At 61.9% G+C, this 14,971-nt stretch carries 14 protein-coding genes and 1 pseudogene; 13 read left to right on the plus strand and 2 right to left on the minus strand.

Annotated elements, in window-relative coordinates:
* Positions 1-46: 46 nt before the first annotated feature.
* The 8 genes from ACREXZ_RS29125 to ACREXZ_RS29160 all read left to right on the plus strand — a co-directional run bounded on the left by ACREXZ_RS29125 (position 47) and on the right by ACREXZ_RS29160 (position 9,173).
* Positions 47-847 (plus strand): hypothetical protein, encoded by an 801-nt coding sequence (locus tag ACREXZ_RS29125; protein ID WP_431767600.1) that lies wholly within the window; start codon positions 47-49, stop codon positions 845-847.
* A gap of 76 nt (positions 848-923) precedes the next feature.
* A complete protein-coding gene (locus ACREXZ_RS29130) occupies positions 924-1,817 on the plus strand; it encodes a hypothetical protein (RefSeq protein ID WP_431767601.1) in 894 nt (297 codons plus the stop codon).
* Positions 1,818-2,344: 527 nt separating this feature from the next.
* Positions 2,345-3,424, plus strand: coding sequence for a hypothetical protein (locus ACREXZ_RS29135; protein WP_431767602.1), 1,080 nt, complete (start codon positions 2,345-2,347; stop codon positions 3,422-3,424).
* A 721-nt stretch (positions 3,425-4,145) separates the two neighbouring features.
* Entirely contained in the window at positions 4,146-4,625 is a 480-nt protein-coding gene (locus tag ACREXZ_RS29140) for a helix-turn-helix domain-containing protein (RefSeq protein ID WP_431767603.1), read from the plus strand.
* The gene (locus ACREXZ_RS29145; RefSeq protein WP_431767604.1) at positions 4,622-5,896 is read left to right on the plus strand and encodes a type II toxin-antitoxin system HipA family toxin; all 1,275 of its coding nucleotides are present in this window, start codon (positions 4,622-4,624) and stop codon (positions 5,894-5,896) included. Before ACREXZ_RS29140 ends, ACREXZ_RS29145 begins: the two co-directional genes overlap by 4 nt.
* Before the next feature lie 76 nt (positions 5,897-5,972).
* Complete coding sequence (locus ACREXZ_RS29150) at positions 5,973-7,646, plus strand: tetratricopeptide repeat protein (protein WP_431767605.1); 1,674 nt, start codon at positions 5,973-5,975, stop codon at positions 7,644-7,646.
* A 28-nt stretch (positions 7,647-7,674) separates the two neighbouring features.
* On the plus strand, positions 7,675-8,547 hold the full coding sequence (locus ACREXZ_RS29155) for an alpha/beta hydrolase (protein WP_431767606.1): 873 nt from the start codon (positions 7,675-7,677) through the stop codon (positions 8,545-8,547).
* Complete coding sequence (locus ACREXZ_RS29160; protein WP_431767607.1) at positions 8,544-9,173, plus strand: 2'-5' RNA ligase family protein; 630 nt, start codon at positions 8,544-8,546, stop codon at positions 9,171-9,173. The genes ACREXZ_RS29155 and ACREXZ_RS29160 overlap by 4 nt, the downstream gene beginning before the upstream one ends.
* 78 nt (positions 9,174-9,251) lie before the next feature.
* Here the strand turns inward: ACREXZ_RS29160 and ACREXZ_RS29165 are convergent, their stop codons facing one another.
* Positions 9,252-9,395 carry a hypothetical protein gene (locus ACREXZ_RS29165; RefSeq protein WP_431767608.1) on the minus strand — a complete coding sequence of 48 codons (144 nt, stop codon included), beginning with the start codon at positions 9,393-9,395 and terminating at the stop codon, positions 9,252-9,254.
* A gap of 169 nt (positions 9,396-9,564) precedes the next feature.
* On the opposite strand from ACREXZ_RS29165, the gene ACREXZ_RS29170 reads away from it, so the two are divergent.
* From ACREXZ_RS29170 to ACREXZ_RS29190, 5 genes are all read left to right on the plus strand, one after another.
* The gene (locus ACREXZ_RS29170) at positions 9,565-10,026 is read left to right on the plus strand and encodes a DUF1992 domain-containing protein (protein ID WP_431767609.1); all 462 of its coding nucleotides are present in this window, start codon (positions 9,565-9,567) and stop codon (positions 10,024-10,026) included.
* Between the two features lie 71 nt (positions 10,027-10,097).
* A complete protein-coding gene (gene tadA, locus ACREXZ_RS29175) occupies positions 10,098-10,667 on the plus strand; it encodes a tRNA adenosine(34) deaminase TadA (protein ID WP_431767613.1) in 570 nt (189 codons plus the stop codon).
* Between the two features lie 21 nt (positions 10,668-10,688).
* On the plus strand, positions 10,689-11,621 hold the full coding sequence (gene ldcA, locus ACREXZ_RS29180) for a muramoyltetrapeptide carboxypeptidase (RefSeq protein ID WP_431767610.1): 933 nt from the start codon (positions 10,689-10,691) through the stop codon (positions 11,619-11,621).
* Positions 11,622-11,960: 339 nt separating this feature from the next.
* A complete protein-coding gene (locus ACREXZ_RS29185) occupies positions 11,961-12,653 on the plus strand; it encodes a GntR family transcriptional regulator (RefSeq protein WP_431767611.1) in 693 nt (230 codons plus the stop codon).
* Positions 12,654-13,096: 443 nt separating this feature from the next.
* Positions 13,097-14,587: an NCS1 family nucleobase:cation symporter-1 gene (locus ACREXZ_RS29190; protein WP_431767612.1), complete on the plus strand. Its 1,491-nt coding sequence runs from the start codon at positions 13,097-13,099 to the stop codon at positions 14,585-14,587.
* Positions 14,588-14,763: 176 nt separating this feature from the next.
* Here ACREXZ_RS29190 and ACREXZ_RS29195 read toward each other — a convergent pair.
* Positions 14,764-14,971 (minus strand): annotated as a pseudogene (locus tag ACREXZ_RS29195) (IS110 family transposase); the annotation flags it as partial.

Here is a 14,971-nt window from a genome sequence, read left to right on the forward strand (position 1 = left end):
TTTTGTATCACACGGGATGACAGAAAAGATCGGGGGAACAAAGCAAATGACCACACTTAGTGGCGCATGGGGGGCGATCCGGGCATGTCTCGGTACCTTTTACTTCCACGATATCAAGCAGCTCGTCGGCCTCGCGGGACTCGACACCACGCGGATCGCGCACATCGACGAGAAACTTATGCCGGACCGAACCAGCAAGAGACCTACGAAGGGCGCACTGCTGGCGGGAATCGACCAGGTCTACGCCGAGATGGACGAAGACAGGCGTCGGCGTTTTCTGGCAATTGCCGCAGAGGAGATCGTTAAGCAGAAGCCGGAAGTTCGCTTCGATCTTGATGAATATCTCGGAAGGTTAGGCTGGCTGTGGGTCGATAACGCACTCATTCCTGTGGGCCTGTTTGACACCGCCGATCTGGCCGAAATGCCCGAAGAGCCTCGCGCGGATCTGTTGAAGGCGGCGCAACGCTTTCGGGATGGCGATTTAAGTGGAGCAATCTCGGCTGCCTGTGGCGCCGTCGATGCCGCGACGTCATCGATTTATGAAGCGGCGGGTCTCGGCGATCCCGAGGATGCGTCATTCCAGGAGCGATGCAACTGCGCTTTGAAAGCCCGCGGAATCATCGTCGAGACGGAGAACCAGCTCGGCGCTCTCGGTTGGGATGTCGCAGACACGAAACCATTCGCCCAAAACCTGAAGGGTGCTCTGAACCAGGGCGCCTACGTGATGCAGACCCTACGCTCGAAGATGGGGGACGTGCACGGTACAAAGCCAATCCTGAAGCCGCTCGTTTTCGATTCTCTCAAATGGGCGGAAATACTGGTTCGCATGCTCAGCAGTCCGGCTTAGCATTCGACGCTCGAACCAGACCGGCTCTTTCTGCCGCGTCATAAGAGAGTTTAATGCGCTCCCTAGGGAGGAAGACATGGCGGTAATCAGAGTCGCTGTTGATGACGACGATCCGAACTCGGGCCGGTACGCAGCTGCGGTAATGGCTGCGATGCTCGCGCAGGCATCGACGTCGCTCCCACCGCTGCAAGCGCCGGAAAAATGGAGCAAGCCTGAAAAAACGCTGCCAGAGAACCCCAAGCGGCTAACGCTCAAGCAGCATGTCTTTCCTGTGCGCAGTATTCAGCGGTTTGCCGACCAGAGCGGGCGCGTGACCGTGTTCGACATGATCAGGGTCAAGGAGCGCCCTGCTGTGCCAGAGGACATCCTGTTTTGCGCGCGGCGTGCATGGGACCAACAGACCGAAGCGGCCATGACGCAGATCGAGAACGGGTTCCAGGAGGTAGTCCAACCGATCGTTGAAGGCCAGGTCAACACGATAGCGCCGGAACATAAGCCCGCGATCGATGCCATGTTTGCGCTTTGGTTCATGCGGACGCACTTCCGGGGCCTAGCTGTGCAGGAACTTCGATTGTTCGGTGTTCCTGGATACGACATTACGAAGGCTCACGAGGAGCATCTGGAGAGCACGGAGCGGCTGTTCGTGAGAAAAGGGGGAAAGATACCTGCTCGGCAGATCAACGGGGGGCAACTGCGATTGCGTGTCAGTGGTTACACGCGCGATCTTGCCGCTGCGCTCAGCGGATGGGGAGTCGTTCATGCGCTATCCGGCGAGTTCATTGTGCCGGACGTTCCGACGCTGAAAATCAAGACTTTCATTCCACTGTCTCCGGTATTGTCCCTCGTCGGGGCCGTCCCGGACGGAGATATTGTTGAAGAAACCGTGGCGGAGATAAACAGCGCTCTCAAGGCAGGTAGCTATCAATATTACTTCGCACGCGATCTGTCGAAATGTCCGCTTTCTATCTGATCGTGCTTCTGGTGCGATCAGTAGCGCGATCACTGGCCGGCCGCTTAGCGCGAGCTAGGCAAAGCCGAACGCGACTTTGTGCGCGCCGTCGTTCGCCCGGTGTTGATGTCGCCTCCTCATAAGCCCGCGCTATCGGCGGAAAAGGCGCGAGCGGGGCGGTGTTGGCGGTTTTTATGTTTCGACGACAGGTATCCTTGCGGCGTCGCCATCGACGTAGAACCTATGAGGGAGTCGAATGGCTGCTTACGGCTGCGGGTTTCGGACCTTCGCCTTTGGGTGGTCACGAATGGTGAGTCTGACGGAAGCCGGCGACGTACTTTTAACTCTCAGCCGCTATTCATGCTCGCCTCTCCTCAACGATCGCTTCTTGCGAAGCAAGTAACGGACTCCGTCTCGGTCTACGATCCATCCGACGTAAGATAGCGGCTGTAAGCTGGCGGCGACTCAGATGCTTAAATTGTATCGATGGCTGGTGAGAGGCCCCCGGTCGGACGCCGATTTCATAAAAGAACGAAGGCACAAACAAAATGGACGGCAATCAGAACAGAATCTACTGGTCCGACGCTGAGCGTTTTGAGCGTTGGATTGGAGACTTGCTCAGCCGCTTCGAATTCCCGGTGAAAGAATTTGGCGGACGAGACCCACTGGACTTCACAATCGAGTATGAGCAGATGCTCGTAGCGATTGAGGTCAAGTATTTCCGAACGGTTAGCGCCATCAAAAGCATCATTAACGATGCCGCGGCGAGATTGAGTGCGTTCGTCGCTGCCCATCGACAGTATCGCGGCGCGATACTTGTGGTCTCATCCATTGTTGACGCAGTCCACATTGACGCTCTTGCTGCCAAGTACGGGGTATTCGTAGCTGACGCATTGACATTACGTAAGTGGGCTGAGGACTTCCCAGATTTGGCCGGCCAGCTCGAGCAACTTCTGCCAATGCTTCGGGAAGCACCTGCGGCCCCAATTGAAGAATCGCTGCAGAGGCAAAGATTGGCTGCTCCGCTGCTGGACAGATTGCTCTCACTCGTCACAGTCGCGACGAATAAGCCACATTCGCCCCCTCGCACGACAGGTCGTGACCTATGTGGAGAGTTGCACGCTCTTGCAAAAGGTAAGGCGACCGCGAGCAAGTTCGAAGACCTTGGCACGCGGATTTTCGAGTATCTGTTCCAGGAGGGCTTGGATTGGAAAACGCATCGAACACAGAAGCGCAACGCAGATGGACTACACATCTTTGACCTGGTTTGCCGAGTGAGAGGAGGAACGGCATTCTGGGACTTCGTGCTGAAGGAGTGCCGCACTCGATACATGGTGTTCGAGCTGAAAAATTACGCCGGAAAAATTGGGCAGAACCAGGTGTATTCGACAGAGAAATATCTCTTCAAGGAAGCGTTCAGGTCTGTTGCTATCATTTTTTCAAGGCTTGGACCGAACGGCAATGCCATTGAAGCATCAAGAGGTGCCATGCGAGACGGCGAGAAGCTGCTCATTCACGTCAACGATACCGACATTTTCAAGATGCTCGAGCTCCGCGACGATGATGACGACCCTGCGGATTACCTGTTTGCCCTTGTCGACGAGTTCCTAATGGAACTAGGTCGTTGAAGAGTCTGGCATCCTCTGGATGTCCACCATGCTGGTAGCAATGCTCATCCAAGGACAGCCCTCGGAGTTGCAATCGCGACCTACGTCAGGTTTTGTTTAATACTGCGTATGAAGCGGTAAACGTGACTCGCCGGTAGAAGAAGAGCCGCTCCGCCGAGGGGAAATATGAGAGTCTGGAAGTCGTACATACCTGCCCTTGAACTCGTGACAGTGCGATTAGGCGACGGTGCGTCGTGGGTGCGTACACAATTGCGCCCCGACTTGGATCGATCGCGTCGCCTGATGCTTGGGGCGCCTTCGCGGCGCGGTTGCGCCGCATGTTCCTGTCGAGCGGTCACTACGCCTCGCTCACCACGGTTGCGTCACGCATTTTATGCTCCCTGTTCGACAGCGCGACTGAAGTATGGCTTCTTCAAGCTTCGCCAGGATCGCCTTGGAATGTGGCTGACGGCATCAATGACGGTATCGTCGCAGAAGTCGTATTCGGATGCCCAATGTTCGCGATGTTTGAACGAAAACGTGTGTGGAATACTCCGATGCATTCTGTCCAAAGCTGACAACTGCCGACTGGATTTTTCGGTACCGCTGGCGGTATCGTCGCTACCTGACCGGACGGAATGCCCGCCTACACAAGGGTTCCGGTCACCGATTGACAATCGAGTGGGAGTAAAGAGATATTATTCTTTCCTTTTTTGGCGATTAAGGTAGTAATATTACCTTTATGGCTAAAAAAATCTCCCCTCTGCTTCCTGCTACCGAGCTACGATTGCAGCAGTTCGGGGAGCGTTTGCGCCTGGCGCGGTTACGAAGGCGTCTGACTGGAAAGCAGGTTGCGGAGCGTGCAGGGATGACCGCGGTTACGCTGCGCAACCTGGAAAGAGGCAATTCCGGTGTCACGGTTGGCGCTTACCTGGCTGTCATGCAGGTTTTAGGCGCTGAGCAAGACCTGGACTTGTTGCTGAAGGTCGATGCCCAGGGCAGAGAGCTTCAGGATGCCGCGCTGTCGCAGCGTTCCCGTCGCGTCAAGGGACGTGATCCGTCGGTGCGGTACGACGACCCAGCACCGATAACGCGCACCGCAGACACGCGAGAGTCCTCTGTTTCAACAAACTGGAACGCGGACGATAGCTTCGTTAGCGCGGACAATCTGGCATCCCTCATCAAGCAGCCTGAACCGGGAAAGAGAGGCCGCGGAAAATGAGCGGCGAATTCATTGCGGTCTACGGTGACTGGCATGGTTTGTCCGTACCGCTAAGGCTCGGACAGCTTTATACCCATCGTACGGCTGCGCGGGAAATCTTCGAGTTTGCGTTCGATACGGATGTGTTGAGGTTGCCGGACATGACCGGCCTCAAGCTCGACCCCCGGCTGGGATGGTACTCAGGCAGACAATATCCCGCGCAAGGCCACGACACCTTTGGTGTCTTCGCAGATGCCAGCCCCGACCGATGGGGGCGCCTGCTCATGCGCAGGAGCCTTGAACGCGCACAACGCACTGGCTCGGCTGATCCCCACGCCCGACTCCATGAGTCTGACTACCTGCTCGGCGTACATGACACCTACCGGGCCGGCGCGTTGCGTTTTCGGCGCAATGATGAAGGCGCGTTTCTGGATGATCGACACGACGTCGCGGCGCCGCCGTTTGTGCAATTGCGTGCATTGGAGGCTGCGAGCCTCGCGCTGGAGCGCGACGAGCACAACACCGCGCCCCAGGCTGATGAATGGCTCAACATGCTCATTGCACCGGGCGGCTCGCTGGGCGGCGCTCGTCCCAAGGCGAGTGTTGTCGATCCGGCGGGTCGCCTATGGATAGCCAAGTTCCCCAGTATCAGGGACGAGCATGACGTTGGTGCCTGGGAAATGGTGCTGCATACCCTGGCCAAGGCTTGCGGTCTTATCGTGCCCGATGCATTGGTGCGGCGATTCGGTAGCCAGCATCATACGTTTTTGGTCAGGCGCTTCGACCGCACGCCGTTGGGCCACCGTTTGCACTTCGCTTCGGCTATGAATCTGACGGGACATCAGGATGGTGACGATGCATCGACTGGCGTCAGCTATCTGGAAATCGCCCGGGTATTGATGACTGACGGTGCCAGGACTGATGTTGACCTACGTGAACTGTGGTCGCGCATGGTGTTCAATCTTCTGGTTTCCAATACTGACGATCATTTGCGCAATCACGGCTTTCTGTTCGAGCCTGGTAAAGGCTGGCAGCTCTCGCCGGCGTTCGATATGAACCCGACGCCGCACGCTCATGGGCTGAAGCTCAATATCAGTGAGGCGGACAACGCGATGGATCTGGATCTGGCGAAATCGGTCGCTCCTTACTTCAGGGTTGCCGCTAAAGAAGCCGACAAGCTCATAGAACACCAGAAGCAGATTGTTTCGCAGTGGCGAGTCATTGCGCAGTCACTTGGAATCAGGAGCAGCAAGATGGATGCGATGGAAGGGGCGTTTTTGCTGGCGCGGTAGACACTGTGTCGAAGGCGCTGCAATAACCGGTTATCCTGACGCCTGCCCGTCCGTCCGTCCCGTCGCAGGTCGCCTCATGTCTCTCTTCCAGTCCGCGTTCGACGCACATCAGGCTGGCCGTCTGAAGGAGGCCGAGGATGGCTATCGTCAGGTGCTCGAACACGAACCTCGGCACGCCGATGCATTGCATCTGCTCGGACTGATCCATAGCTTGCGTGGCGACACCGCGCGAGCTGAAGCGCTGATTCGCGAAGCGCTGTCGTACTACGAGAACCCGGTCTTTCTGTGCAATCTCGCCAATGTGTTCCTCGATCAGGCGCGTCACGAAGAGGCCGAGGCGCTGTCGCGCCGTGCGCTCGAACTCGATCCGTACTACTTCCTCGCGCACCATCGTCTCGGCACCGCGCTGATGGGAATGAAGCGTCCGGCCGACGCCGAAGCAGCGTTTCGCCGCGCGCTCGACATCGATCCGCGCTCACCGGATGCGCTGAACAATCTCGCTATGACGCTCTCGGAGATGGGACGTCACGGCGAAGCGGAGGCTGCTTATCTTCGCGCGCTGGAGATCGACCCGCACCACGTTCATGCGCTCTACAACCTCGGCTTGCGGCTGCTGCGCGCTGATCGTTTCGATGAGGCCGCGCCGGCGTTCACACGCGCACTCGCGGTCGACCCCACGCACGCCGATGCGGCGAACAATCTCGGCACGGCGCTGAGCGCGATGGGTCGTCTGCGCGAAGCGGAGGCTGCATACCGCGACGTGATCGCGCGCAACCCCACATTCGCCGACGCCCACTGGAATCTCGCGATCCTGCTGCTGAAGCAGGGGCGTTACGCGGAGGGCTGGCCGCACGGCGAGTTTCGCAATCATCCGCAGTTACGCCCGGACGTCCCGAGGCCCGCGTATACGCAGTGGCGCGGCGAGCCGCTGCACGGTAAATCGCTCGCGATCTGGCCGGAGCAGGGCAACGGCGACTACATCCAGTTCGCACGCTACGTTCCGCTGCTGAAAGCGCGCGGCGCCGCGCGGATCACGCTGATCTGCCCCGCGCCACTCAAGCCACTGTTCGCGACGCTCGACGGCGTCGACGAGATCGCGACGGTGCCGTCGGCGGTGGCGCCGCACGATTACTGGTCGTTCCTGATGAGCCTGCCGCTTCATTGCGGCACGACCGTCGACACGATTCCCGCGCAACGGCCGTACCTGCGCGTGTTGCCGGAGCGGCTCGGGCGCTGGCGCAACCGTCTGCCTGCGCGCGGGCCGCAGCATCGACTGCGGGTTGGTCTCGTGTGGCGCGGCTTCGCCGGGCATCAGCATGACGGCGTGCGTTCGCTGCCGGGTCTCGCGACGCTCGCGCCGTTATGGTGGGTGCCGGGCGCGACGTTCGTGAGCCTGCAGAAGGATGAGTCGCCAAACGAGGTGATGCTGGCCGGCACGCATCTGCCACTCGTGCGGCTCGGCCCGGACATCGCCGATTTCGCCGACACGGCGGCGATCGTCAGCGAACTCGATCTCGTCGTCTGTGTGGATACGGCCGTTGCCCACCTCGCCGGCGCGCTCGGCAAGCCATGCTGGGTGATGCTGTCGAAGCACTGGACCGACTGGCGCTGGTTGCGGGATCGGGATGATTCGCCGTGGTACCCGAATGTGCGTTTGTTCCGGCAGACCCGTCACGGCGACTGGCGCGACGTCGTCGAGCGGATCGCGATCGCGCTGCGCGAACGCATCGCCGCGCAACCGGCGGCCTGACGACAAGACAGAGACAAAGGAGCTAACCATGACGGTGCTGTATCGCGGGATGGACCGAGCGGCACTCGACATCGCCTACAACAACGTGAAGGCCGCCGCCGATTTCCCCGGCACGATGACGCGGTTTCGCGCGCAGAGCGAAGCGCTATATGAGCGCGTGCCGGGACAGCGCGACGTCGCGTACGGAGACGGGCCGCGGCAGCGCTTCGACTGGCTGCCGTGCGGCGTACCCGATGCGCCGACGTTCGTCTTTATCCACGGCGGCTACTGGCAGAACTGCGTGAAGGAGGACTTCGCATTCGTCGCGAGCGGTCCGCTTGGCTGCGGCTTCAATGTCGTGCTGGCCGAATACACGCTCGCGCCCGCGGCTACGATGATGCAGATCGTCGCGGAGATCGGCATGCTGCTCGATCATCTTGCCGCCGCGCGCGACGAGACCGGTTTTGCCGGGCAACCCGTGTGTCTCGCGGGTCATTCCGCGGGCGGTCAACTGGCGGCGCTGTATCGCGCGCATCCGGCCGTGACGTATGCGCTGCCGATCAGTGCGCTCGTCGATCTCGAACCGATCGCGCTGTCGTGGCTGAACGACGCGCTGCAACTGACGCCTGCTGAAATCGACGCGTACAGTCCGCTGCGTCACATCGGTCGCGGTGTGCCGATGACGGTGTCGGTCGGTGCCGACGAACTGCCGGAGCTCGTGCGTCATTCGCGCGACTACGCGGCCGCGTGTGTCGAGCGAAGGGAGACGGCGACGTGGCTGCCGCTGCATGGTCGCGCGCACTTCTCGGTGCTCGACGATCTCGCCGTGCCGGGCGGCGTGCAGATGAGCGCGCTCGTGAGAGCGATGCCCAGGCACAGACCGGGCGCCGAGCGGGGCGATGCACACGAGGAGCAGTCGTGACGACACAATTGATGCTCGAAGGATTCGATCATCTGCCGGTCCCGACCGACCGGCTGTTCTTCGCAATCCGCCCCGATGAACACGCAGCCACGCGGATCGAGGCGCTCGTCGCGCGGCTTCGCGAAGGCGCGGGTCTGACCGCACGGCCGATCGCGCGCGACCGTCTGCATATCACGCTGTTCTGGCTCGGCGATCATGTGGGCTTGCCGCAGAAGTTCGTCGATGCGCTCAGCGTCATCGCGTCGAGCGTCGATTCCGTACCGTTCGACGTCGAGTTCGACCGGGTCGAATATTTCGCTCGCCGCGCGGGCAAGAAGCCGCTCGTGCTGCGGGGCGCAGCCTCGGCGCAGGGCGTCGCAGCGCTGGCCGCGTTCCAGCGGACGCTCGCCGCTCATCTCGGCGGCTATCGCGGCGCGAACGGCCGGCCGATCGCGGGCCGGGGCACGAGCTTCACGCCACACGTGACGCTGCTGTACGACTCGTTGCCGGTGCAGCGGCAGGCCGTGCAGACCATCGGCTGGCCGGTGCGCGAATTTCTGCTGGTTCACAGCGTGCTCGGGGAGTCGCGGCACGAGGTGCTGGGGCGATGGCCGCTGCGGGGTGGCGAATCTGATGGGGTGGCTTGAAAGGCGTGCCGGACCGCATGGAGAACTCGCGGCAGCCGTCGCCGGCGCGATTGTCCGAGGGCCTCGCAGGCCCCAGCGCTAAAACCGCACACCCGTAGCGCAGCCACCCGCAAAGCCACCGCCGCTACCGCCCGCGCCGCCGCAGAACAGGCCGCAGCCCGGTAGCAGCAGCGCGATGGAGAGCGCGGCGATCATCAGAGCGGGGCGGTAAAACCGTTTCATCGATCCTCCTTGTACGCGGCGGCCCGAACCAGGGAAGCGACCCGTCATGGACCAGTTTAGCGGCTTCCCGCAGGATTCCGGAAGGAGACGACCCACCGTTTCCGCATCCCGCGGCCCCACCCAGTGGCTCCCTGATAAAATGCCGGGGCCGCCATGTAGTGGATGAACGATGAAATTGCTTGATGCACTGGTTGAACAGCGTATTGCCGCCGCGGTTTCGCGCGGCGCGTTCGACGACCTGCCCGGGGCCGGTGCGCCGCTCGCCCTCGACGACGACCTGATGGTCCCGGAAGAGGTCCGCGTCGCGAACCGTATCCTGAAGAACGCTGGTTTCGTGCCGCCCGCCGTCGAACAGTTGCGCGCGCTGCGCGATCTGCGCGACGAACTGGCCGCTACCGGCGATGCCGCTGCCCGTTGCCGGTTGCAGGCCCGGATGCTCGCGTTTGACATGGCGCTCGAATCGCTGCGCGGCGGACCGATGGTGCTGCCGCGCGAATACTGCCGGCGTATCGCTGAACGGCTGTCGGAGCGTGTGTCGATCTCAACCCAGACCTCGGCCGAAAGCACTCCGGATCGTGCCACGTCCAACGTCGCTGAAGTCCGCGGCGGCGGCGAAGCGAACGGCGCGTGAACCCGCCCGATCCGTCCGTTGCGCATTCGGCGGCCGCCATGACTGCACCCGCCGACGTGTCACCGACACCGATGACTCCCTCCACAGCCGATACGACCGAGCGCGACCGCCGCTTCATGGCGCTCGCACAGGCCGCCGCCGATCAGGCGCGCGCCGTCGGCGAAGTGCCGGTCGGCGCGGTGCTGGTGCGTGGCGACGACGTGATCGCAACGGGCTTCAATCATCCGATCGGCGCGCACGATCCATCCGCGCACGCGGAAATGGCAGCGCTACGAGCCGCGGCGCTGGCGCTCAAGAACTATCGTCTGCCTGGCTGCGAACTCTACGTGACGCTGGAGCCGTGCCTGATGTGCGCCGGCGCGATCATGCATGCGCGCATCGCACGCGTCGTGTTCGGCGCGCGCGATCCGAAGACGGGCGCATGCGGCAGCGTCGTCGATGCGTTCGCGAATCCGCAGCTGAATCATCACACCGAGGTGATCGGCGGCGTGCTCGAAGACGAATGCGGCGCGGCGTTGAGTGCGTTCTTCGCCGAGCGCAGACGCGCGAGCCGCGCCGCACGAGCATCGGCAGTGGCCACGCCCGTACCCGCGCCCGAAAGCACCGCTGTTCCGCCGCCGGACGACGACCCCATCAACTGATCTTTTGCATCGTCGCTACCCATGACTGCCCACCGCCACCGCACCATCGAGTTGATCGCGCCGTCCGGCTACCCGCACGACCCGGAAGTGCTGCATCGCGCGCTGCATCGACTGCACGCGCAGGGACATCGAGTCGAAGGCGTCGCGTCGACGAAGCGCCGTTACCAGCGTTTCGCGGGCACCGACGGCGAACGCGCAGCCGAACTGAACCGGCTCGCCGATACATCGCGTCCACTACCGGACATCGTGCTCGCGGTGCGCGGCGGCTATGGCGCCGTGCGCATCCTGCACGGGCTCGACTACGACGGACTGCAGCGCCGCCTGCGCGATCAGCCGATTGCGCTCGTCGGCCATAGCGACTTCACCGCGGTCCAGCTTGCGCTGTTCGCGCGTGCCGGCGTGAAGACCTTCGGCGGCCCGATGCTGCTGGGCGATTTCGGCGCGGAGACGGTCAGCGAGTACACGATGCATCACTTCTGGCAGGCCATCACACAGCCGACCTTCACCGTCACGAGCACCGCGCATCAGACGCAGTCCGCCGACGTCACGGGGATGCTGTGGGGCGGCAATCTCGCGGTGCTGTCGGCGCTCGTCGGCACGCCGTACATGCCGCCGGTGGAGGGCGGCATCCTGTTTCTCGAAGACGTCAACGAACAGCCGTTCCGCGTCGAACGGATGATCTATCAACTGCATCTGTCGGGCATTCTCGCGCGGCAGCAGGCGGTGCTGCTCGGCGATTTCTCCGGCACCCGCGCGTTCGACTACGACAACGGCTACGACCTGCACGCGATGATCGAACAGGTGAGGTCGGTGATCGGCATTCCAGTGATTACCGGGCTGCCGTTCGGCCATATCACGGACATGCTCACGCTGCCGTTCGGCGCGGACGCGCATCTCGTCGCCGATACACACGGCTTCAAGCTGACGCTGTCGAATTACCCGCATCTGAGCTGAGCTCGCGCACCGGGCGGCTTTTCTGTTTTCTTCCTGCTTTCCGCGACCAGCATCAACGCCATGCGCTCGCGTCGCCGCGTCCCCACTTGCGCAACTAACGGCCAAGCCCGAGCACGTTCGCGGAAGCGACGCACGTCGCAATCCAAAAACAGATTGTCAACAAAAAATAAAGTGAAGCTGCGCAGCTTATGCGACACGACCCAGGATATTCCCTGAGCAACAAAGGAAAGAGCCTGCATGCAAGCGGTGGAGGCCGCTCAATCCCTTCGTCATGCCACACGAAATTGTTGACAATCTTAATGTCCACTCTAAGATCCTCTCCATAACGGAATGCACATCATGGCGGACACAAGCACGGTTTCTTCCGCGGGCAAACGGCCCGAAGCGCTGGCCGAACGGATTCGCGCGGCGATCCTCGAGCATCGGCTCGCGCCTGGCGCGAAGCTGACCGAAGCGCAGCTATGCGAAGTATTCGGCGTCAAGCGCGGGCCGGTTCGGCAGGCACTCGCGCTGCTTGCGACCGACCGGCTCGTCGATCTCGAACCGAATCGCGGCGCGTTCGTCGCGAGTCCGTCGCTGCAGGAAGTGCACGAGGTGTTCGAGATGCGCCGGATCATCGAGCTCGCCGTGGTCGAGCGGATCTGTGCCGGACACGGCACGCGCAGATTGAAGGGCATCGCCGGGATGATCGGTCGCGAGCGCAAGGCGTTCGAGACCCACGATTTCTCGACGTGGATCCGTCTGTCCGGCGAGTTTCATACGGCGCTCGCCGCGCTCACCGGCAACGCGGTGCTGTGCGAATGCCTGAACGGACTGGTTGCGCGTTCGACGCTGATTTCGGCGCTGTACGAATCGATCGGCCGCAGTCCGTGCTCGTGCGAAGACCACGAAGCGATTCTGGCCGCGCTCGACGCCGGCCATGCGCAGGACGCAGCCACGCTGATGGCGCGCCACCTGCAAAGCGTCGAGTTGAAGATGCTGGATCGTCCGGCGCGCGGCGCCGTCGATCTGAGCGAAGTTTTCAGCAAATAAGCACCGGCAACATCAGCGGAACAAGCAGCGGCACGAGTGACGAAATAGCCGCGCCAATCTGAAGCACCCCGCGCGCACGCGCTCATGCGTGGTGCGCGCCGCACTGAATTCGAACTGACCGACCTCCGCTCGCGCGGCGCGCGTTGACGCGCGCGACCGTGCGTGCCGTGGCTCGCCTGTACCCGGCGCTTCAGGAGGCTAACTCCACGCCGGATACTCGCGAACCCACATCGGCGCGAACCCGCGCCCGGACGGCCCGCAGGCGCTACGGCGTGCGCATCAATACACGCGACGTAGCACCGGGTCCGGCTGGGCACGGGTGGCCGTAGTACCGGCCGCGCTCGCTGGCATGGGGGATGCAGTCCTTTGGGTCCGCATCTCGTATCTGTATTTCGCGTTTGCAACTCGTTCGCAATCGACGGTCCCCATCTCAAGGAGGAGTCATGGCTCAGTTCAGTGCAGCACCGGGTAATCCCGCCAACGCCGCGATGCCGGCATTCGACGAAGGCACGTCGCCCGGTTCGCCGATGCCCGCGGGCTACAGCGAACGTTTGTATAACAAAGATCTCGCGCCGTTGCGTCATCAGACCTGGGGCGCCTACAACATCTTCGCGTTCTGGATGTCGGACGTGCACAGCGTCGGCGGCTATGTGTTCGCGGGCAGCCTGTTCGCGCTCGGCCTGACGAGCTGGCAGGTGCTGATCGCGCTGCTCGTCGGCATCTCGATCGTCAACGTGCTGTGCAATCTGATCGCGCGGCCGAGTCAGCAGAATGGCGTGCCGTATCCGGTCGCCTGCCGCGCGACTTTCGGTGTGCTCGGCGCGAACATTCCGGCGGTGATTCGCGGGTTGATCGCGGTCGCGTGGTATGGCATACAGACCTATCTCGCGTCGAGTGCGCTCGTGATCGTCGTGCTGAAATTTTTCCCGCAACTGCTGCCGTATGCGGACGTGCATCGGCACGGCATGATGGGTCTGTCGACGATCGGCTGGGTCGGCTTCATGGTGCTGTGGGTGCTGCAGGCGCTGGTGTTCTGGAACGGCATGGAGACGATCAAGAAGTTCATCGACTTCGCAGGCCCAGCGGTGTACGTCGTGATGTTCGTGCTCTCCGGCTACATGGTGTGGCGCGCGGGCTGGCGCAACATCGGGATCAATCTCGGCGGTGTGAAGTATCACGGGCTCGAAGTCGTACCGGTGATGATCACCGCGATTTCGCTGGTGGTGTCGTACTTCTCGGGACCGATGCTGAACTTCGGCGATTTCTCGCGCTACGGCAAGAGCTTTCGCAGCGTGCAGCGCGGCAACTTCTGGGGACTGCCGGTTAACTTCCTCGCGTTCTCGCTCGTCACCGTTGTGACGACGGCGGCGACGCTGCCGGTGTTCGGCGAACTGATCACCGATCCGGTCGAAACGGTCGGCCGCATCGACTACCCGACCGCAGTGATTCTCGGTGCGCTGACATTCACGATCGCGACGATCGGCATCAACATCGTGGCGAACTTCGTGTCGCCGGCGTTCGACTTTTCGAACGTCGCGCCGCGGCTCATCAGCTGGCGCGCGGGTGGCATGCTCGCGGCGGTCGCGTCGATTTTCATCACGCCGTGGAACCTGTTCAACAACCCCGCGGTGATCCACTACACGCTCGACGTGCTCGGCAGTTTCATCGGTCCGCTGTACGGCGTGCTGATCGTCGACTACTACCTCGTGAAGCGGCAGAAGATCGTCCTCGACGATCTGTACACGGTGTCCGAATCCGGCTCGTACTGGTATCGCGGCGGCGTGAACTACAAGGCGGTTGCGGCGCTGCTGCCGGCGGCGGTGATTGCGGTGGCTTGTGTGATGGTGCCGGGGCTGAATGGTCTGGCGAACTTCTCGTGGTTTATCGGTGCGCTGCTTGGTGCAGGGTTTTATCTGGTGTTTGCGCGCCGCTGATGCACGATTGATCCGAAGACAGGCAAGGCCGCAATCGAAAGAAAATGGCAGCTAGCTGCATGGGACGGCAGTAAGCGCTAAAGCGCCAACTGCCGTCGACAGCTAGCTGCATGGGACGGCAGTAGGCGCTAAAGCGCCAACTGCCGTCGACAGCAACTATCTTGAGACGAGCAATGTCACGCGTCATGGAAGTCCGACTGCCAGGGAGTGTTGGAGCGAACCATTGCGTTAAGCGTGATGAGCAGTTTGCGCATGCGGGCGACAAGGGCGACCTTTTTGGGTTTGCCAGCGGCCAGCAGACGCGAGTAGCAAAGTTCGATGGCCGGATTAAAACGCGTGGCCACGAGCGCCGCGACGTACAGCACGCGACGCACCGAGGCGCGG

The organism is Paraburkholderia sp. (assembly GCF_050742655.1).
In the GTDB taxonomy this organism is placed as follows: Bacteria; Pseudomonadota; Gammaproteobacteria; order Burkholderiales; family Burkholderiaceae; genus Paraburkholderia.

Excerpts from the sequence above, each read along its gene's own strand:
- ACREXZ_RS29125 (WP_431767600.1), top strand. The coding sequence starts at position 47 with ATGACCACACTTAGTGGCGCATGGGGGGCGATCCGGGCATGTCTCGGT.
- ACREXZ_RS29130 (WP_431767601.1), top strand. The coding sequence starts at position 924 with ATGGCGGTAATCAGAGTCGCTGTTGATGACGACGATCCGAACTCGGGC.
- ACREXZ_RS29135 (WP_431767602.1), top strand. The coding sequence starts at position 2,345 with ATGGACGGCAATCAGAACAGAATCTACTGGTCCGACGCTGAGCGTTTT.
- ACREXZ_RS29140 (WP_431767603.1), top strand. The coding sequence starts at position 4,146 with ATGGCTAAAAAAATCTCCCCTCTGCTTCCTGCTACCGAGCTACGATTG.
- ACREXZ_RS29145 (WP_431767604.1), top strand. The coding sequence starts at position 4,622 with ATGAGCGGCGAATTCATTGCGGTCTACGGTGACTGGCATGGTTTGTCC.
- ACREXZ_RS29150 (WP_431767605.1), top strand. The coding sequence starts at position 5,973 with ATGTCTCTCTTCCAGTCCGCGTTCGACGCACATCAGGCTGGCCGTCTG.
- ACREXZ_RS29155 (WP_431767606.1), top strand. The coding sequence starts at position 7,675 with ATGACGGTGCTGTATCGCGGGATGGACCGAGCGGCACTCGACATCGCC.
- ACREXZ_RS29165 (WP_431767608.1), bottom strand. The coding sequence starts at position 9,395 with ATGAAACGGTTTTACCGCCCCGCTCTGATGATCGCCGCGCTCTCCATC.
- ACREXZ_RS29170 (WP_431767609.1), top strand. The coding sequence starts at position 9,565 with ATGAAATTGCTTGATGCACTGGTTGAACAGCGTATTGCCGCCGCGGTT.
- tadA (WP_431767613.1), top strand. The coding sequence starts at position 10,098 with ATGACTCCCTCCACAGCCGATACGACCGAGCGCGACCGCCGCTTCATG.
- ldcA (WP_431767610.1), top strand. The coding sequence starts at position 10,689 with ATGACTGCCCACCGCCACCGCACCATCGAGTTGATCGCGCCGTCCGGC.
- ACREXZ_RS29185 (WP_431767611.1), top strand. The coding sequence starts at position 11,961 with ATGGCGGACACAAGCACGGTTTCTTCCGCGGGCAAACGGCCCGAAGCG.
- ACREXZ_RS29190 (WP_431767612.1), top strand. The coding sequence starts at position 13,097 with ATGGCTCAGTTCAGTGCAGCACCGGGTAATCCCGCCAACGCCGCGATG.